An 18,578-nucleotide genomic window follows, 5' to 3' on the forward strand; every position below is an offset into this window, starting at 1 on the left:
CATGACCAACGCCCTGGACCCGCTGGGACGCTACTGCCTGCTGGCGTTCAGCCAGCAGGTGCCGGCGTCCCTGGCGGCGTTCTACCGCATCGACGCCGGGCAGCAGGCTTGCGACTTCCTGCTGCAGGACCTGCAAGCGCCCATGCACGCACGCTACCTGGCGCGTTACCGGGCCTTCGACCCACTGCAGCCCGGGCGTTGTCTGGCCATCGGCAGCCCCGTGGTATCGCTGCGCCAGGGCCTGGCCCACCTGCCGCAGGACCAGGGCCGCACCTATCGCCAGTTCCTGGCAGAGCATCAGGTGGTGGATGTGGTGGAGATCATCGCCCAGGTGCGCGGCCAGCCTCGCGCGGGCGTTTCATTGCTGCGCTGCGCCAGCCTGGGCGAGTTCCGTGACGTCGAGCTGCAACGGCTGCTGCCGTTGCATGGGTTGATGCAACTGGCGGTGGCCAGCCAGCCGCTGGCGGAGAACGCCGTGCCCAGCGCACTCACCCCACGGGAGCGACAGATCGCCGAGCTGCTGCGCCAGGGCGCCAGCAACAAGCTGATCGCCCGGGCACTGGGGGTTGGCCTGCCAACGGTGAAGACCCACCTGATCAACCTGTTCCGCAAGCAGGGGGTCAGCAACCGCACCGAACTTGTGGCCAGCCTGTTCCTGTGACTCAACCTTCCGGTTGATACCGGGCCTTTGCGTGGCAATGCACCCTGTGGCCAAGCCAACCACAGGAGTCACCACCATGAGCAAACCCGCCGACTGGATCACCGTGGGCGCCCTCGCCGAGGGCTTCGCCCCGCAAGCGTTCATCCTGCCGCAACGGGCCGACCTTGCCGGGCGCACGCTCACCCTGCACTTCGCCAATGGCTGGGTCATCGAGCACCGCTTCGATGCAGACCAACTGTACTGGCACGCCGCCGACGGCCACAGCAGCGGCACTGCCAGCTACCGCGCCACGTCGGTGCGCGATGGGCTGTACCTGGTCGATTTCATCAAGCACGAAGGCGACCGGGCCTGGTCGATCTCACTGGTGCTCGACACCCTCAGCCAGGCCTTCACCGCCGTGCTCGGTCGCTTGCCCGACCAGGCGCAGGCCGAACGCGGCCTGTACACCCGCGCCCTGGCCGGCGAACCCTTGACCGGCGTCGAGGCGACCTTCCTCCACGGCACCCTCGACCGCCCCTGGCAGGACGGCGCCTGCCCCCACGCGCCGACCACCGAGCTGGTGGGGCTGCGCAATCATTACCGCTACAGCCCGACCGAGGAGTACGAGCATCTCTACCTCAACGCCGACTACTACAGCTGGCAGTGCCTCAAGGGGGTCGAGCAAGGCCTGTGCGACACCGACCGCGCCTACTACTACAAGATCGCCGAGCAGCTGTACCTGTTCGTCTGGTGCGAGAAGATCGTGCCGACCCTGGGCCTGGTGATGATCGACCTGCTGCAACACCGCAGCGACGGCAAGATCTTCGGCTACGCCGGCGCCGGCTTCGATACCCTTGCCAACTTCCCGGTGTCCTCGTACTGCCGGGTGGTCAACCGCACGGAGTACCCACGGTGAGCCGCCGCGTGCTGGTCACCGGTGCCGGCAGCGGTATCGGCGCGGCCTGCGCCCTGCGTCTGGCGCGCCAGGGCTGGCAGGTGGCGCTGGTGGGGCGGCGCCCGGCGGCGCTCGAACGGGTCGCCGAGGCAACGGGGGGCCTGGTGCTGGCGGGCGATGCGGCAGACAGCGCCACCTGGGGCGGCTTCATCGAGCAGGTCGAGGCGCGCTTCGGCGGCCTCGACGCGGTCATCGCCTGTGCCGGTGGCCACGGCCTCGGGCGTGCGGGCGACACCAGCGACGACGCCTGGCGTGACGCACTGCGCGGCAACCTCGACAGTGCTTTCCACACCGCCCGCGCCTGCCTGCCAATGTTGCAGGCCAGCCGGGGCAGCCTGGTGCTGCTCGGCTCGATCGCCTCGCTGGCGGCCGGGCCCGAGGTGTGCGGCTATACCACCGCCAAGCATGCCCTGGTCGGCCTGACCCGCTCCCTGGCCCGCGACTATGGCCCTTCGGGCGTGCGGGTCAACTGCGTGTGCCCGGGCTGGGTGCGCACCCCGATGGCGGACGCGGAAATGCAGGCGCTGATGGCCCACCACGACGAGGACCTGGAGGCCGCCTATCGGCGTGTCACCCGCGACGTGCCGCTGCGCCGCCCCGCGGACAGCGACGAGATCGCCGCCGTGTGCCAGTTCCTGGTCAGCGCCGAGGCAAGCATCGTCACGGGCGCGGTGCTCACCGCCGACGGTGGCTCGACGGTGGTCGATGTGCCGACCTTGGCCTACGCCCGCCTGGAGCCCCAGCCATGAGCGCACGCTATGACTTCGTCGGGCGCACGGTGCTGGTCACCGGGGCGGCCCGGGGCATCGGCCAGGCCATCGTCGAGGGTTTTGCCGGCAATGGCGCGCGGGTGGTGGCCGTCGATGTCGAGCCCGTGGCGCTGGCATCCATGGTCGAGGCGCAGCGTGCACGGGGCCATGACGTGCAGGGCCAGTTGCTCGACCTGGCAGACGACCAGGCCATCGGCTCAATGCTCGAGGCGATGCCGCGCCTGGACGTGCTGGTGCACAACGCCGCGTACTTTCCGCTCACGCCATTCGCCGAGATCACCCCGGCGCTGCTGCAGCGCACGCTCGCCGTGAACCTTGGCGCGCTGTTCTGGCTCACCCAGGGCGCCTTGCCGCTGTTTCGCCAGCAGGCCGGAGGCTGCGTGCTGGCGACCTCGTCGGTGACCGGCCCACGGGTGGCCTACCCGGGCCTTGGCCATTACGCCGCGTCCAAGGCCGGGGTCAACGGTTTCATTCGCAATGCCGCGCTGGAGCTGGCGCCGTTGAACGTGCGGGTCAACGGTGTCGAACCGGGCATGGTGCGCACGCCGGCCATGGGCAATCTCGGCGATGCCGCGCTGAATGCGCGGATTGGCGCAGGGGTACCGCTGGGACGCCTGGGTGAGCCGGCCGATATCGCTGCGGCGATGTTGTTCCTGGCGTCCGATGCAGCCAGCTACATCACCGGCCAGACCTTGATCGTCGATGGGGGCGCCACGTTGCCGGAACACAACAGCGCCGACTGATGCGAGCCGGGCACAAGCCATGGGCCCATTCGCCGGCAAAGCCGGCTCCTACAGGTATATCCACAGCCACACGTCCGTGGCGGCCAGGTGCAAGCGCGCTGGCAGCCACGGGCAAGACCCTCCCCCCTGTTCCACGCGCTAATGCCCCAGTCGCCCTGCGACACCTGCCTCCACAACGACGCGGCCCCAAGACCGCACATAACGAACGAGGAACGATCCATGCGTCTCACCCCACGCCGTACCGTCCTGGCCCTGACCTTGCTGGCTTCGACCCAGGCCACGTCGGCCCACGAGCTGTACGCCGACGACGACACCCACCTGAACGCCGACCTGCTCGCGGTCTGGGGCATGTTCAACAGCCGCCACAACTATGACGGCACGCCCGGTGGCTCGACCTGGCGTGAGGGCTTCATCAAATACGGCCTGAGCGGCGACCAGGGCCTGGCCGGCAATGGCAGCCTGTATGGCACGCTGAACTGGGTGAGCTCCGGCGCCTGGGGCGACGGCGATGCCGGGGGCAACCAGGATGGCTCCGAACGCACCACCAAGATCGAGGACGCCTACCTGGGCTGGCGCTCCGGCACGCTGTTCCCGTTACTGGGCCAGGATGGCGTGGACATTTCCGGGGGGCGCCAGGTAATCCGTCTGGGCAGTGGTTTCCTGATCAACGACGATGGCCCCAACCTCGGCAAAGGCCCGGCCGAGGGCCACCTCAACCGCGGCGGCGGTTTCTACCTCGGCGCCCGACATGCCTTCGACCGCACGGCGGTGCTGCGCCTGGGCGGCAAGGAGGGTTTGCACGGCAGCGTGCTCTGGCTCAAGTCCGACAACCGCGCCCAGGCCGAGACCGAACTGGCCGCCGGCACCCTGGACTACACCCATGTGCTCGGCACCCTGGGCCTGACCTATATCCACGGCATTGACGTCGCAGACCCGTGGGCCAGCGACTTCCAGAAGGCCCGCGAAGGCATGGATGTGTACAGCCTGCGCGGTGAGGGCAACGCCGGCTTGGCCAATACCCGCCTGGCCTTCGAATACGCCTGGCAGGACAAGCGTGGCGGCCGGGAAACGGCCTGGTACGCCGAGGCCGGCTACACCTTCGCCGAAGCGCCGTGGGCGCCGCAGCTGACCTACCGCTACACCCGCTACTCAGCGGGTTGGGACCTGCTGTTCACCGGCCTGTCCGGCGGCTACGGCACCTGGATCCAGGGCGAGGTGGCGGGCAACTATGCCGGGCCGTTCAACACCAACAGCGGCATCCACCATGTCGGCCTGAAGGCCACGCCACGGGACGACGTCACCCTGGGTGCGCTGTTCTTCGACTTCAATACCGTGCGCACCCGCGACACCCTGAACCTGGATGCCCAGGAACTGGACCTGTATGTGGAATGGGCGGTGAACGAACACCTGATCGTCACCCCGCTGCTGGGGCTGTTCAAGCCGCGCAAGGATCAGAGCAATGGCGGCAATCAGGTGGGGAGCGGGACCAATGTGTACAGCCAGCTGACGGTGGCGGTGCCGTTCTGAGCAGCGGTTCGCCAGCAAAGCTGGCTCCTACAGGTTCATGCGTACGTGTAGGAGCCAGCCTTGCTGGCGAACCGGCCGCAACTAGCCCAGCAGTAGTTGCAGGTCAGCACCCGCCTCGCTCAACGGCGGGCACCAGTAGTACCCCCCGCTCAGCGGCCGGCTGAAACGGTACAAACCATCGATCACACCATCTTCCAGCCCGCTCATACGGCGCAACTGCACCTCGAACGCCTCGAACGAATACCCCAGGGCCACGAACGCAAGACCCGCGCCACGCTCGTCGGCCCAGGCCAGCGAACGGCGGACGATGAACGCCTCGGGCTCGAAACTCTCCTGGGCGGTGCGCTTGACGTGGGCCGACTCCGGCGCGTCGTCGAGCTCTTCGTTGTCGCTCAGGCGGCGGCCGATGATGTTGTCCTGTTCTACCTGGGGCAGCGACTTGAAGTAGTTCAGGTCGTGCTTCCACAGCTGGAAGGCGGCAAAGCTCGAACCCGCCAGGCCAGGCACATCGCCCGGCACGATGGCGGCGGCGACGGCGTCTTCGTCCACCGGGTTCTCGGTGCCGTCTTCGTAGCCGGTCAGGTCATGGCCACCGCGGTGCAGGAAACCCTCGACGCTGTCCACCAGGCGCAGGGCCGGCGCCAGGGCCTGTTGCAGCGCCTGGGCGCGCAGGAACAGCTCGCCGCGCTCCTCGCCGCGCAGCCACAACCACAGGGCGTGCTGGGTGGCCGGGTTCTCCACCACCGCGTCCAGCTGCGGGAAGCTGCGCAGGCCAGGTACTTCACGGCCCAGGGCCTTGGCCAGCGGCGCGCCGACGGCGAGGACCAGGGTCTTGCCGTCGACCTGCGGCAGCAGTTGGTCCAGGACGGCGGGCAAGGCCTCGACCGCGTCGAGGGCGAAGAACAGGTGGCGGGCATGGGCCGGCACCGGTGTGGCAAGCAGACCTGGCTGGAACGGCATGGCAGGCTAATCCTCGGCAAAAGCGGGAATGCTACTGCGCCGGGCGCGGCATCGCAACGCGACCCGGGGCCGCTGCTCTCGCTGGGCTTAGTAACAAACGGTTACCAAGAAAGGCCTATTGCGATTAGCTATCGTTCCAGTGCCACCTAGACTCCCGGGATCCTTCGCCCGAGAGACCGCCCATGACCGCCTCGCCGCTGCTCACCGCCGTCCTGCCCCTCGCCCTGGGCATCATCATGCTGGGCCTGGGGTTGTCGTTGACCCTGGCCGACTTCGCCCGGGTGGTCAAATACCCGAAACCCGTGGTGATCGGGCTGACCTGCCAGATCCTGCTGCTGCCGCTGGTGTGTTTCCTGATTGCCAACGGTTTCGGCCTGGAGTCGGCGCTGGCGGTGGGCCTGATGCTGCTGGCGGCCTCGCCGGGCGGCACCACCGCCAACCTGTTCAGCCACCTGGCCCATGGCGACGTGGCGCTGAACATCACGCTTACCGCCGTCAACTCGCTGATCGCCATCCTCACCATGCCGCTGCTGGTGAACCTGTCGCTGGCCTGGTTCATGGCATCCGACCAGGCCATCCCGCTGCAATTCGCCAAGGTCATGCAGGTGTTCGCCATCGTCCTGCTGCCGGTGGCGCTGGGCATGCTGATCCGACACTTCGCGCCACGGTTCGCCGCGCGCATGGAGAAGCCGATGAAGCTGGTGGCGGCATTGTTCCTGGCCTTCACCATCGTGCTGGCGCTGGCCAAGGACTGGCAGACGGTAGTCGAGTACGCGCCGGTGGTGGGTGGCGCCGCGCTGCTGTTCAACCTGCTGAGCCTGGGGGTGGGCTACTGGGTGCCGCGGCTGCTGAGCATCCCCCGGCGCCAGGCGATCGCCATCGGCATGGAGATCGGTATTCACAACGGCACCCTGGCCATCGCCCTGGCCCTGAGCCCGACGCTCTTGAACAACGCGACCATGGCGGTGCCGGCGGCGATCTACAGCCTGATCATGTTCTTCACGGCGGCGGGGTTTGGCTGGTGGGTGAGCCGCGGGCAAAAGGCCGGCAGCACCGTCGCTCGGTCTCTGTAGGAGCGGCTTCAGCCGCGATACTGGCAACGCGGTGATGGCACCCGCTTCGCCGGTGTTCGCGGCTGAAGCCGCTCCTACAGGCCCCTGCGCCGCTTCAGCTGTTGCTTCAACACCCGCAACGGTGGCGCATAGAAGAAGCCGAACGACACACTGCCCTCGCGCCCCTTCACCGCGTGGTGCAGCCGGTGCGCCCGGTACAGGCGCCTGAGGTAGCGATTGACCGGCTTCGGCGCCCGTGGCCAGTGGCGGTGAAAAAAACCGTCATGGGCCAGCACATAGGCCACGCCATACCCGGCCACGCCGCCGCCGACCCACTGCAACGGCGCATGCCCGGCCTTGCCCAGCGCTACCAGCGCCGTGGCGATCAGCCCCAGGGCGACGAGATACAGGTCGTTGGTCTCCAGCATGCCGAGGTGCGGTTCATGGTGCGAGCGGTGCAGCCACCAGCCCCAGCCATGCATGACGTACTTGTGGGCCAGCGTGCCGACGCCTTCCATGGCCACCAGGGTGCCGAACAGGATGGCGAGGTTGAACAACATGAGACGATCCGGGGGGTTGGCAACGAAAGGCGCAAGGGTAACATTGCCGGCAGGTCATTCGGAGGGATTTTCCATGAAGGATGTACACGCCTCGGTCAGCACCGGCTACACCCGCCAGTCAGGCAACTACGAGCAGGGCCGGCCGGACTACCCCATCGCACTGCTGGGCTGGCTGCGCGACACCCTGGGCGTGAGCAACGGCACGACAGTGCTGGACCTGGGCGCCGGCACCGGCAAGTTCACCCGCCTGCTCACCCCGCTGGCGCCCCGCCTGACGGCGGTGGAGCCGGTGGCCGCCATGCGTGAGCGCTTCCATGAGCAACTGCCCGATGTACCCGTGCTCGAAGGCTCCGCCCAGCACATGCCGGTGGCCGACGCCAGCCAGCAGGTGCTGGTTTGCGCCCAGGCCTTCCACTGGTTCGCCGACACCATCGCCCTGGCCGAGATGCACCGGGTGCTGGCACCCGGCGGCCGCCTGGGGCTCATCTGGAACGTGCGCGACGAAACGGTGGACTGGGTGGCGCGCATCACCGAGATCATCACCCCCTACGAAGGCGACACGCCACGCTTTCACACCGGCCGCTGGCGCGAGGCTTTCGACGGCCGCTGGTTCAGCGCGCCAACCCTGACCACCCTGCCCCATATCCACGAAGGCAGCCCGCAGACCGTGATCATCGAACGGCTGCGCTCGGTCAGCTTCATCGCCGCCCTGCCCCAGGCCGAACAGGACGAGGTCATGGCGCGCCTGCAGGACCTGATCGACCACCACCCCGACCTCAAGGGCCGCGAGCGCATCGCCTTCCCCTACCAGACCCAGGCCTACCGCTGCCAACGCCTGGATTAACCGGATTGTCATGTTTCGCGCCTTGACCCGATGGCGGTCGAGGCGTATGGTCCGCCGCGCACTCAAGCATCCCCTCAACAGGAGTCCCCTGCATTGGACAGTAGCCCCAGTCGATTGCGACAGGCCCACACGGCGAGCTAGTCCGGCAGCGTTCCTGCCACTGTCTCGCCGCACACGGTAGACGGTGGTTTCCTCCAGCCCTCCACGGCTGAGCATCCCCCTTCCCCAGCAGCGTTGCCATCCGGCATCGCGCGTGGTCCTGCGCATTCCTCGTTTTCAATCGCGCCGCCTTCGGTTGGCGCCAGTGCGGGCCATCGCCCGCGCAACGGAGTTCGCTATGGATTGGAAAATCTTCCTGCTGCGCGTGAGCGTGGCCCTGCTGCTTGGTGCCGTGATCGGCGCCGAGCGTCAACTGCGCCAGCGCCTGACCGGCCTGCGCACCAACGCGCTGGTGAGCACCGGCGCCTGCCTGTTCGTGCTGATGACCCAGGCGGTGCCGGGCATGGCGCCCACCGATGCCTCGCGCATCGCCGCCTACGTGGTGTCGGGCATTGGCTTCCTCGGTGGTGGCGTGATCATGCGCGATGGCTTCAACGTGCGCGGCCTGAACACCGCCGCCACCCTCTGGTGCACCGCGGCGGTGGGGGTGCTGTGCAGCCTCGGGCTGCTGCTCGAGGCATCGCTGGGCAGCCTGGTGGTGCTGTGCGCCAACATCCTGCTGCGCGATATCGCCCAGCGCCTGGACCGCCAGGACATGGTGCCGGCCAGCGAGGTCGAGCAGCGCTTCGAGGTGCGCATCGTTTGCCGCGCCGAGGATGAGATCCAGGTGCGCAGCCTGATGCTGCACAGCCTGAGCGACCCGGGCCTGCGCCTGCAGTCGCTGCACAGCGAGGACCTGGCCGACCCCATGCGCCTGGAAGTGCGCGCCGAGTTGCTCGGCACGCCCCAGGCGCCGACTTCGCTGGAGCGCCTGGTCAGCCGGGTCAGCCTGGAGAAGGGCGTGAGCTCGGTGCGCTGGCAACTGCAGCGCCCGGTGCTGGAGGCCGACTAGCCGTCGCTGCGCAGGTGGCGCTCCCTGAGTTCCTGGCGCTCCTTGGCCTCGATGCTCAGGGTCGCGGTGGGGCGCAGCAGCAGGCGGCGCAGGCCGATGGGCTCGCCGGTTTCGGCGCACCAGCCGTAGTCGCCCCGGGCCAGGCGTTCCAGCGCCTGGTCGATCTTGTCGAGCAGCTTCTTCTCGCGCTCCAGCGAGCGCAGTTGCCAGTGGCGTTCCTCTTCGGCGCTGCCCAGGTCAGCCGCATCGCTGTGCACTTCCTGTTCACGCAGGGCGCGGAACTCCTGTTCGATGCGCGCTTGCAGCTCGCGCCGTTGGATCAGCAGCAAGTTACGGAAGAACTGGCGCTGGGGTTCGCTCATGTAGGCGTCGGTGGGTTGGTGTAGCAGTTGGTCTTCGGTCATGGTGGTTCTCCTGGCGGGTTCGCCGGCAAGCCGGCTCCTACAGAGGGCGGGGACGATCAAACATCAGTGGCAGGCCCTGGCAATGTGGTTGCACGCGTCCTGCATGCCAAGCCAGTTGCCCGGACACCACGGTGCTGCGCACCACATGGTGGAAGCCGCGCGCCTGGAACGGCGTCCAGCCGCAACGGGCCAGCACCGGGTCGTCGGCCACCGCGCGCGGCGTGTCCAGGCGCTCGACCAGGGCAAGGTCCGCCCAGTAGCCCTCGCGCAAGAAACCACGCTCGCGGATGGCGAACAGCTCGGCCACCGCGTGGCTGGTCTTGGCCACCACCTGCGCCATGCTCAATACGCCTTCACTGACCAGCTCCAGCGCCGCCGGCAATGCATGCTGCACCAATGGCAAGCCGGACGGCGCGCGGCTGTAGCGCTGGCGCTTTTCCTCCAGCGTGTGCGGCGCATGGTCGGTGCCGATCACATCGATGCGATCGTCGACCAGGGCCTGGCGCAAGGCGTCACGGTCGCTGCGGGTCTTGATCGCCGGGTTGCACTTGATCAGGTGGCCGAGGCTGGCGTAGTCGCCGTCGTCGAACAGCAGGTGATGCAGGCACACCTCGGCGGTGATGCGCTTGCCCGCCACCGGGCCCGGCTGGAACAGTTCCAGTTCGCGCGCGGTGGTCAGGTGCAGCACATGCAGCCGCGTGCCGAAACGCCGGGCCAGCGCGACCGCCAGGCTGGACGAGCGATGGCAGGCCTCGGCGTCACGGATCAACGGGTGCGCCGCGGGCGGGATGAACTCGCCGTGGTGCGCCTGCCACCTGGCTTCGTTTTCCAGGATGCTCGGGGTGTGCTCGCAGTGGGCGAGCAGCAGGGTCGGGGTATGGATGAACAGCTTTTCCAGCACCTGCGGGTCATCCACCAGCATGTTGCCGGTGGACGCGCCCATGAACACCTTGACCCCGGCCACCTCGCGCGGGTCCAGCGCGGCGATGGTGTCGAGGTTGTCGCGGCTGACGCCGAAGTGAAAGCCATAGTTGGCCAGGGAACTGGCCGCCGCCCTGCGCTTCTTGTCCGCCAGGGCTTCGAGCGTCAGGGTCGGTGGATGGGTGTTGGGCATGTCCATGAAACTGGTGATGCCCCCCGCCACCGCCGCCCGCGACTCGCTGGCGATGCAACCCTTGTGCGGCGCGCCCGGCTCACGAAAGTGCACCTGGTCGTCGATCATCCCAGGCAGCAGCCAGGCGCCCTTGGCATCGATCTCGCAACGCGCCCGGGCGCCTTCCAGGCTGCCGGCGATGCGCTCGATCCGGCCATGGCGCACCAGCAGGTCGCCTTCGAACTCACACCCTTCATTGACCATGCGCGCATTGCGCAGCAACAGCTCGTCCATGGTCAGAACTCGTTGCGCAGGGCCTTGTAGCCCTGCACCAGGTCGATATTGGTGCGCGCCACGTCCTCGGAGAACTCGGACGCCGAGACGCTGACCGGTGGATAGCGGCCCAGATCGGTATGCGGCCCGATATGCTCGGTGGGCGGTACGTAGAAGCGGGCGGGCAGGTCACGGCCATCGACCACCGAGTTATGCCGCACCACGCAGCCATCGCCGACCTGGCAGTTGAACAGCACGCTGTTGAAGCCGATGAACACCCGGTCGCCGACCTGGCAAGGGCCATGCACGATGGAACGGTGGGCGATCGAGCTGAACTGGCCGATACGCACCGCCGCGCCGGACTTGGAGTGGATGACCACGCCGTCCTGGATATTGGAGTTGGCGCCGATGACGATCGGCTGCATGTCGCCGTCGGCATCCACCTCGTCGGCGCGGATCACCGCGTAGGGGCCGACGAAGACGTTGTCGTGGATGACCACCTTGCCGCAGATGATCGCGGTCGGGTCGATGTAGGCCGACTCGGCGATGTCGGGGAGATGGCCGGAGGGGTTTCTGCGGATCACGGGAGAAGTCCTGAGGCAAAGAAAGACAATTTATTGTTATATTATAACATTTAATTTACAAGCATCTTTGCCCTCTGTAGGAGCGGCTTCAGCCGCGATAAAAGCACCGCGCTGCCTGGCACCCGCTTGGCGGGTGATCGCGGCTGAAGCCGCTCCTACAGGGGGGGGGCGTATCAGATCAATTGCGTGCCTGCGAACATCGGCCACTCGCTTTGCGGCACAATCGCCAGGCAATCCCGTGCCCACGTAGCGAGTACCGTTCATGACCATCCGCCCCACCCTCGCCCAGGAACTACCCTTGCTCCCCGCCCTCGAGCGCTCCGCCGCCCAGGCGTTCAGGCAATACCCTGCCCTGGCCTGGCTGGCTGACAGCGAAGTGATGGATGAGACGGAACATGCACGATTCCAGACCGCGGGCAGCAGTTGGGTCGCGGTGGATGAGCACGACCAACCGCTGGGCTTTATCTGCGCCGCCGTGGTCGGCGACACCCTGCACATCCACGAACTGTCGGTGTGCCAGGAAGCCCAGGGCCAAGGGCTCGGCCGGCAATTGCTCGACCAGGCGATCCAGACGGCCCGGGCAGCCGGATTGCGTGCGGTGACCCTGACCACCTTCACCGAGGTGCCCTGGAATGGGCCGTTCTATGCCCGCCTTGGCTTCGAGGTGCTGACGGCCGGGCACCTGGACGAGCGCTTGACCGCGATCCTTGCCGAGGAACGCGCGCACGGCCTGGAGGGGCGCTGCGCCATGCGCCTGCCCCTCGGCATCTAGGGGCTGCTGCGCCCCCCGACCTGCACACTCCCAGCCACGCAGTACCGATCCCGCCCCTGGCGTTTTGCCGTGTACAGCGCCTCGTCCGCCGCCGTGATCAGGTGCTCCGGGGTGACGCTCTCCAGCGAGGGCGCCACCACCGCGATACCGGCGCTGGCGGACACCCGCCCCAACGGGCTGCCCAGGTGCTCGATGGCCGCACGGCGCAGCGCCTGCAGGATTTCCTGGACGATCAGGCCGGCGCCCTGGGTGTCGGTGTCCGGCAGCAGCAGCGTGAACTCCTCCCCGCCATAGCGCACCGCCAGGTCGCCCGGGCGCTTGAGCGACTGGCGCAACAACTCGCCGAAACGCCGCAGGCAAGCATCCCCCGCCGGATGACCATAACGGTCGTTGTAGGGCTTGAAGTGGTCCAGGTCGAGCATTACCAGCGCCAGTGAATGCCCCTGGCGCCGCGCACGGCGAATCTCGGGCTCGAGCACCGCATCAAGCCGACGCCGATTGCCCAGGCCGGTGAGGCTGTCGGTCAGGGCCATGGCCTTGAGCGTCTGGTGCGCCTGGTGCAGGGCGCGCTCGATGGCGATCCGCTCGCGCAACTGACGCAATACCACCCAGCCAAAGCCGGCCAGGCCGATCAGCAGCAGCACCAGCACCGCCATCGACTTGAGCATGTCGTGGCGCCAGGGGGCGATGATCGATTCACGCGACAACCCTGCTTCCACCACCAGCGGATAGCTCGACAACACACGGAAGGCATACAGCCGCGGCGTCCCATCAACCACCGCCACCGCCTCGGCCACGCCTTCGCTGGCATAGGGCAAGTGATTGCGGAAGATCTCGCTGGCCGCCAGGCTCCTGCCGATCACCTGTTCGACGAACGGCCGGCGCACGAGGATGGTGCCGTCGCGCATGGCCAGCACCAGCGCGCCGCGTTCGTCGATCTTGAAGTCGCCGTAGTAGCGCACGAACCAGTCGACCTTGATGGTGCCCAGCAGCACCCCGGCGAAACTGCCGTCGGGGTAGTCCAGGCGCCGCGAGATGGGGATGATCAGGTCGCCGGTGGAGCGGCTGCGCACCACCGAACCAATGCGCACCTCGCGGTCCGGGTGGGTGCGGTGGTAGATGAAATAGTCGCGGTCGGCGTTGTTGGCGCCGGGGGGCACCGCGTCCTTGTCGGTGACGATCCAGCTGCCGTCGGGGGCGTAGACGAACAACCCGTGCAGTTGCGGGATGATCGCCGCCTGCTGCTTGAGCAAGGCATGCAGCCGGGGCCGGTCGATATGCTCGAAACCATCGCCCTCCAGGCGTTCGGCCAACGCGGCGGTGATGGCGTCGACCTGGCGGATGGCATCCTCGGCGTGCTGGGCGGTGGCCCGGGCCAGGTTGGTCACCGCACGGTCGGCGTTGATGAACGCCTGGCGATAGTCGCGCCAGATCCGCCAGCCCTCGATCAGCACGAAGGCCAGCATCACCACCGCCATGAAGCACAGCACCAGGCGGAACAGCGCCGTCGCCCTGCCCTCGCTGGTCACCGCATAGACACCGTCCTCGGTCGTTTTCCTGGCTGCACCCATTGAAATCCCTTGCCCTCTCGCATTTGCCGCCCCTGACTATAGTCCAGGCGCCCGAGGGAAAAAAAAGCCCCGGGACACGCGGTCCAGGGGCCGAGGTGGCTGGAATGCCCAACCAAAGGAGGTCTTCAGGGCGATGCCCTTGACTGTCTGTAGGAGCCAGCCTTGCTGGCGAACAGACCGTACCGGCGACCGGCAAGGCTGCGCCTTGCATCGCCAGCAAGGCTGGCTCCTACAGGTTTTGCGTTGGCCAGCCGCCGCCCAGGGCGCGGAACAGGTCGACCAGGGCCAACTGGTGCTGGGTGCTGGCCTCGATGTAGGTCGCCTCGTTCACATAGTTGCTGCGCTGGGCGTCGAGGTAGCGCAGGTGGTTGTCCACGCCGCCCTCGTAGCGCGCCTTGGCCAGTGCCAGGGTGGCCTGGCTGGTGTCGGCCAGGGCCCGGCGCGCGGCCTCTTCGCGGCGCAGGGTGTCGGTGGCGGCCAGGGCGTCGGCCACTTCGCGGAAGGCGGTCTGGATGGTGCCTTCATAGGCGGCCACCGCCGAATCCTTGCGCGCCTCGGCCAGGCTCAGGCCGGCCTTGTTGCGCCCGGCGTCGAACAGCGGCAGCGACAGTTGCGGCATGAAGCTCCAGCTGCGCGAGCCGCCATCGAACAGGCCGGACATCTGCGCACTCGAGGTGCCGAAGCTGCCAGTCAGGCTGATACGCGGGAAGAACGCCGCCCGCGCCGCGCCGATATCGGCGTTGCGCGCCCGCAGCCGGTGTTCGGCGGCGAGGATGTCCGGGCGCCGCTCGAGCAGCGCCGACGGCGCGCCCGGGGCGATGTCCTGCAGCACCATGGGCGCGGCGGAACGTTCGGCCGGTATGGCCTTGGCCGCGTCGCTGCTGCCCAGCAACAGCACCAGCGCGTTGAACGCCTGGCGCTGCTGGCGCACGGTGGTTTCCAGCTCGGCCCGCGACTGCTCGACCAGACCCAGGGCTTCCTGGTGGTCCAGGGCGGTCGCGGTACCGGCCGAACGGCGCTGGCCGACCAGGGCCAGCGAGTCCTCGCGGCTGGCCAGGGTCTGGCGGGTCAGGGCCTGGCGGCGTTCGGCGCCGTCAAGCGTCAGGTAGGCCTGGCTGACTTCGGCGACCAGGGCGACGCGCGCGGCACGCCCGGCCTCTTCGGTGGCCAGGTACTGCTCCAGCGCCGCGTCACTCAGGCTCTTCACCCGGCCGAACAGATCCACCTCGTACTCCGGCAGCGACAGCCCCACCTGGTAGGTGCTGCTCACCCCTTCGCGGCCATTGCTGGCCAGCTCCGCCGGCAGGTGCTGGCGGTTACCCGAGGCCCCGGCGTTCAGGCCCGGCACCCGGTCGGCGCGCTGGATACGGTACTGCGCGCGGGCCTGCTCGATGTCCAGCAGGGTCTGGCGCAGCGAGCGGTTGTTGTCCAGCGCGGTGGCGACCAGCTGGCGCAAAGTCGGGTCGACGATGAACGCCTGCCAGTCCAGTTGCTCCACTGCCCGGCCCTGATGGGCCGCCGCGTCGCCCCACTGGGCCGCGACCGGCGCCTCGGGGCGCTGATAGGTCGGCGCCAGCGAGCAACCGGCCAGGGCGAAGGCCAGCGCACAGGGCAAAACGAAATTACGCATGTCCATCACTCCACGGCCTCGACCGCATGTTTCACAGGGGCAGGCTTGCGCTTGAGCAGCGTCAGCACGAAGACGAAGCAGATCGGCACGAACACCACGCCCAGCAAGGTGGCGCTGAGCATGCCGCCGATCACCCCGGTACCGATGGCGCGCTGGCTGGCCGCGCCGGCGCCGGTGGCGATGGCCAGCGGCACCACGCCGAGGATGAAGGCCATGGAGGTCATCACGATCGGGCGGAAACGCAGGCGCGCGGCCTCGATGGCGGCGTCACGCAGGCTGTAACCCTTTTCCCACAGTTCCTTGGCGAACTCGACGATGAGGATGGCGTTCTTCGCCGCCAGGCCGATGATGGTGATCAGGCCGACCTTGAAGTACACATCGTTGGGCATGCCGGTGAGCATCACTGCCCACACCGCGCCCAGGGCACCGATTGGCACGATCAGCATCACCGTCAGCGGGATCGCCCAGCTTTCATACAGCGCCACCAGCAGCAGGAACACCACCAGGATGGCCAGGGCGAACAGGCCGGCGGCCTGGCCGCTGGAGACCTTCTCCTGGTACGACAGGCCGGTCCAGGCATAACCGATGCCAGGCGGCAGCTCGCTGACCAGGCGCTCCATCTCGGCCATCGCCTGGCCAGTGCTGGAACCCGGGGCGGCGTCGCCGGCGATACGGATCGACGGGTAGCCGTTGTAGCGCACCAGTTGCACCGGGCCCTCTTCCCACTTGGTGGTGACAAAGGCGCTGAACGGCACCTGCTCGCCACTGGCGTTGGGCGCATACAGGCGCAGCACGCTTTCCGGGGTCATCCGCTCGCCTTGCTCGGCCTGCACCACCACGCGTTGCTGGCGCCCGGCATTGGTGAAGTCGTTGATCACCGCCGAACCGAAGGCGGTGGCCAGGGTGCTGTTGATGGTTTCGAAGCTCACGCCCAGGGCGCGGGCCTTTTCACGGTCGATCTGCACCCGCAGCTGCGGCGCCTCGGCCAGGCCTTCCATCATTGCGTAGAGGATCACCGGGTTGCCGTTGGCGCGGGCCAGCAGTTGGTCACGGGCCGCCAGCAATGCTTCGCGGCCCAGGCCGCCCCGGTCCATCAGGCGCAGGGCGAAACCGCCGGAGTTGCCCAGGCCGTCGATCGGCGGCGGCATGACCGCGGTGATGGTGCCGTCGCCGTTGGCCGCGAACTGGGCGTTGATCGCCGCGGTTTCCGCCTCGGCCGACTGCTCCTGGCCACGCACGGACCAGTCTTTGTAAGTGGGGAATGCCAGCGCGGCGTTGTCGCCCTGGCCCGAGAAACTGAAACCGCTGACGATGAACGAGCTGGCCACCGCCTCGCGGGACATCAGGAACTTCTCCAGGCCTTCGGCGGTGTGGTCGGTACGCACCCGGCTGGCGCCCGGTGGCAACTGCACGTCGACGATGCTGTAGCCCAGGTCCTCGGATGGCACGAAGGCCTCCGGCAGGCGCAGGTAGGAGTAACCAAGCACCACCAGGATGCCGACGTAGGCCAGCATCCAGCGGCCGGCGCGGGCCACCAGGGCGCTGTTCATCACCGAGTAGCGCTCGGTCACGCGGGCGAAGGCGCGGTTGAAGGCACCGAAGAAACCGCCCTTCTCGTGGTGGCCGTGGGGCACCGGCTTGAGCAGCGTGGCACACAGCGCCGGGGTGAAGGTCAGGGCCAGGAAACCGGAGAACAGGATCGACACCGCCAGCGACACGGAGAACTGCTGGTAGATCACCCCCACCGAACCGGACATGAATGCCAGCGGCAGGAACACCGCCGCCAGCACCATCGTGATGCCGATGATCGCCCCGGACACCTGCCCCATCGCCTTGACCGTGGCCGCCCCCGGCGACAGGCCTTCCTCGGCCATCAGCCGCTCGACGTTCTCCACCACCACGATGGCGTCGTCCACCAGGATGCCGATGGCCAGCACCATGCCGAACATGGTCATCATGTTCACCGAGAAGCCGAGCAGCTTCATCACCATCAGCGTGCCCAGCAGGCACACCGGCACCACGATCGACGGGATCAGGGTGTAGCGCACGTTCTGCAGGAACAGGAACATCACCAGGAACACCAGCACCATGGCTTCGATCAGGGTGTGGATCACCTTCTCGATGGCCACGTCGACGAAGCGCGAGGTGTCGTAGGGCACCGAGTACTCGACGCCCTCGGGGAAGAACTGCGACAGCTCCGCCAGGCGCTCCTTGACCAGCGTCGCGGTCTGGATGGCGTTGGCGCCGGGCGCCAGCTGCACCGCGCCGGCCACGGCCGGGTGGCCGTCCAGGCGCGAGGACAGGTTGTAGTTCTCGCTGCCGATGGCCAGGCGCGCGACATCACCCAGCAGCACGCGGGAGCCGTCCGGGTTGGCGCGCAGGACGATGCCGGCGAACGCCTCGGGGGTGTCGAGGGTGCCCTGCACCGCCAAGGTCGCGGTCAGCTCCTGCTCGCTGGCCCCCGGGGTGCTGCCGAAGCTGCCGGCCGGCACCTGGACATTCTGGCCACGGATCGCGTTGTTGATGTCGTCGATGGACAGCCCGTAGCCCACCAGCTTCTGCGGGTCGACCCAGACCCGCATGGCCGCCTCTGAAGCGAAGAACTGCAGCTTGCCCACACCGGGCACGCGCCGCAGTTCGTTGTTGATATTGCGCGCGGCGTAGTCAGCCAGGGCCGTGGTGTCGCCACTGTCGCTGGACTTGCTGGTCAGGGCGTAGATCAGCAGGAACCCGGCGCTGGCCTGCTCGACCTTCAGGCCCTGGGACAGCACAGCCTGGGGCATGCGCGCCTCGGCCTGCTTCAGACGGTTCTGCACGTCCACCTGGGCCATGTCCGGCTTGGTGCCGGGCTCGAAGGTCACCAGCACCTCGGCGACGCCGTTGGAGTTGTTGGTGGACTCGTAGTACAGCAAACCCTTGGCGCCGTTGAGCGACTCTTCGATGATGCTGGTCACCGACTCCACCAGCACCTTGGCCGAAGCGCCCGGGTAGCTGGCGGTGATGGAAATCTGTGGCGGTGCCACGCTAGGGTACTGGGCCACCGGCAGCGCCGGGATCACCAGCAGGCCGGCCAGGGAAATGAACAGCGCCATGACCCAGGCGAAGTTCGGCCGATTGATGAAGAACTTGGACATCTCGCTACCCTCGCC

General features: G+C 67.8%; 17 protein-coding genes. 9 read left to right on the forward strand and 8 right to left on the reverse strand.

Features of this window, described 5'->3' with window-relative positions; all coding sequences use genetic code 11:
- Window position 1: 1 nt before the first annotated feature.
- The 5 genes from P5705_RS10155 (at window position 2) to P5705_RS10175 (ending at window position 4,635) form a co-directional block, all read left to right on the forward strand.
- Window positions 2-661, forward strand: a complete 660-nt coding sequence (locus tag P5705_RS10155) for a helix-turn-helix transcriptional regulator (protein WP_277460698.1) — start codon at window positions 2-4, stop codon at window positions 659-661.
- A gap of 76 nt (window positions 662-737) precedes the next feature.
- Entirely contained in the window at window positions 738-1,556 is an 819-nt protein-coding gene (locus P5705_RS10160; RefSeq protein ID WP_277460699.1) for a molybdenum cofactor biosynthesis F family protein, read from the forward strand.
- Window positions 1,553-2,344 (forward strand): SDR family NAD(P)-dependent oxidoreductase, encoded by a 792-nt coding sequence (locus tag P5705_RS10165; RefSeq protein WP_277460700.1) that lies wholly within the window; start codon window positions 1,553-1,555, stop codon window positions 2,342-2,344. The genes P5705_RS10160 and P5705_RS10165 overlap by 4 nt, the downstream gene beginning before the upstream one ends.
- Window positions 2,341-3,108 carry an SDR family oxidoreductase gene (locus P5705_RS10170; RefSeq protein WP_277460702.1) on the forward strand — a complete coding sequence of 256 codons (768 nt, stop codon included), beginning with the start codon at window positions 2,341-2,343 and terminating at the stop codon, window positions 3,106-3,108. Before P5705_RS10165 ends, P5705_RS10170 begins: the two co-directional genes overlap by 4 nt.
- Window positions 3,109-3,327: 219 nt before the next feature.
- Window positions 3,328-4,635, forward strand: coding sequence for a hypothetical protein (locus tag P5705_RS10175; RefSeq protein ID WP_277460704.1), 1,308 nt, complete (start codon window positions 3,328-3,330; stop codon window positions 4,633-4,635).
- Between the two features lie 81 nt (window positions 4,636-4,716).
- Here P5705_RS10175 and P5705_RS10180 read toward each other — a convergent pair whose 3' ends face one another.
- On the reverse strand, window positions 4,717-5,595 hold the full coding sequence (locus tag P5705_RS10180) for a Dyp-type peroxidase (RefSeq protein WP_277460705.1): 879 nt from the start codon (window positions 5,593-5,595) through the stop codon (window positions 4,717-4,719).
- A gap of 182 nt (window positions 5,596-5,777) precedes the next feature.
- Between P5705_RS10180 and P5705_RS10185 the strand changes: the two genes are divergently transcribed.
- A complete protein-coding gene (locus tag P5705_RS10185; RefSeq protein WP_277460706.1) occupies window positions 5,778-6,668 on the forward strand; it encodes a bile acid:sodium symporter family protein in 891 nt (296 codons plus the stop codon).
- Window positions 6,669-6,742: 74 nt separating this feature from the next.
- On the opposite strand, the gene P5705_RS10190 is transcribed toward P5705_RS10185, so the two are convergent.
- On the reverse strand, window positions 6,743-7,207 hold the full coding sequence (locus P5705_RS10190; RefSeq protein ID WP_277460707.1) for a sterol desaturase family protein: 465 nt from the start codon (window positions 7,205-7,207) through the stop codon (window positions 6,743-6,745).
- Between the two features lie 73 nt (window positions 7,208-7,280).
- Between P5705_RS10190 and P5705_RS10195 the strand changes: the two genes are divergently transcribed.
- On the forward strand, window positions 7,281-8,051 hold the full coding sequence (locus P5705_RS10195) for a class I SAM-dependent methyltransferase (RefSeq protein WP_277460708.1): 771 nt from the start codon (window positions 7,281-7,283) through the stop codon (window positions 8,049-8,051).
- Between the two features lie 337 nt (window positions 8,052-8,388).
- A complete protein-coding gene (locus P5705_RS10200; protein ID WP_011534272.1) occupies window positions 8,389-9,102 on the forward strand; it encodes an MgtC/SapB family protein in 714 nt (237 codons plus the stop codon).
- Here the strand turns inward: P5705_RS10200 and dksA are convergent.
- The 3 genes from dksA to P5705_RS10215 are packed head-to-tail and all read right to left on the reverse strand — an operon-like array spanning window position 9,099 to window position 11,456.
- Window positions 9,099-9,506 carry an RNA polymerase-binding protein DksA gene (dksA, locus tag P5705_RS10205; RefSeq protein WP_277460710.1) on the reverse strand — a complete coding sequence of 136 codons (408 nt, stop codon included), beginning with the start codon at window positions 9,504-9,506 and terminating at the stop codon, window positions 9,099-9,101. The genes P5705_RS10200 and dksA overlap by 4 nt on opposite strands.
- A gap of 37 nt (window positions 9,507-9,543) precedes the next feature.
- Window positions 9,544-10,893 carry a dihydroorotase gene (locus P5705_RS10210; RefSeq protein ID WP_277460711.1) on the reverse strand — a complete coding sequence of 450 codons (1,350 nt, stop codon included), beginning with the start codon at window positions 10,891-10,893 and terminating at the stop codon, window positions 9,544-9,546.
- A 2-nt stretch (window positions 10,894-10,895) separates the two neighbouring features.
- Window positions 10,896-11,456: a carbonate dehydratase gene (locus P5705_RS10215; RefSeq protein ID WP_277460713.1), complete on the reverse strand. Its 561-nt coding sequence runs from the start codon at window positions 11,454-11,456 to the stop codon at window positions 10,896-10,898.
- A 262-nt stretch (window positions 11,457-11,718) separates the two neighbouring features.
- On the opposite strand from P5705_RS10215, the gene P5705_RS10220 reads away from it, so the two are divergent.
- Window positions 11,719-12,228, forward strand: a complete 510-nt coding sequence (locus P5705_RS10220) for a GNAT family N-acetyltransferase (protein ID WP_277460714.1) — start codon at window positions 11,719-11,721, stop codon at window positions 12,226-12,228.
- Here P5705_RS10220 and P5705_RS10225 read toward each other — a convergent pair.
- From P5705_RS10225 to P5705_RS10235, 3 genes are all read right to left on the reverse strand, one after another.
- A complete protein-coding gene (locus tag P5705_RS10225; RefSeq protein ID WP_277460715.1) occupies window positions 12,225-13,799 on the reverse strand; it encodes a sensor domain-containing diguanylate cyclase in 1,575 nt (524 codons plus the stop codon). The two genes, P5705_RS10220 and P5705_RS10225, sit on opposite strands and share 4 nt — an antisense overlap.
- Before the next feature lie 229 nt (window positions 13,800-14,028).
- On the reverse strand, window positions 14,029-15,435 hold the full coding sequence (locus tag P5705_RS10230; protein WP_277460716.1) for an efflux transporter outer membrane subunit: 1,407 nt from the start codon (window positions 15,433-15,435) through the stop codon (window positions 14,029-14,031).
- Window positions 15,435-18,563, reverse strand: coding sequence for an efflux RND transporter permease subunit (locus P5705_RS10235; protein ID WP_277460717.1), 3,129 nt, complete (start codon window positions 18,561-18,563; stop codon window positions 15,435-15,437). The genes P5705_RS10230 and P5705_RS10235 overlap by 1 nt, the downstream gene beginning before the upstream one ends.
- Window positions 18,564-18,578 lie beyond the last annotated feature (15 nt).

The sequence above is a fragment of the Pseudomonas entomophila genome (genome assembly GCF_029478665.1).
Lineage (GTDB): Bacteria > Pseudomonadota > Gammaproteobacteria > Pseudomonadales > Pseudomonadaceae > Aquipseudomonas > Aquipseudomonas entomophila_F.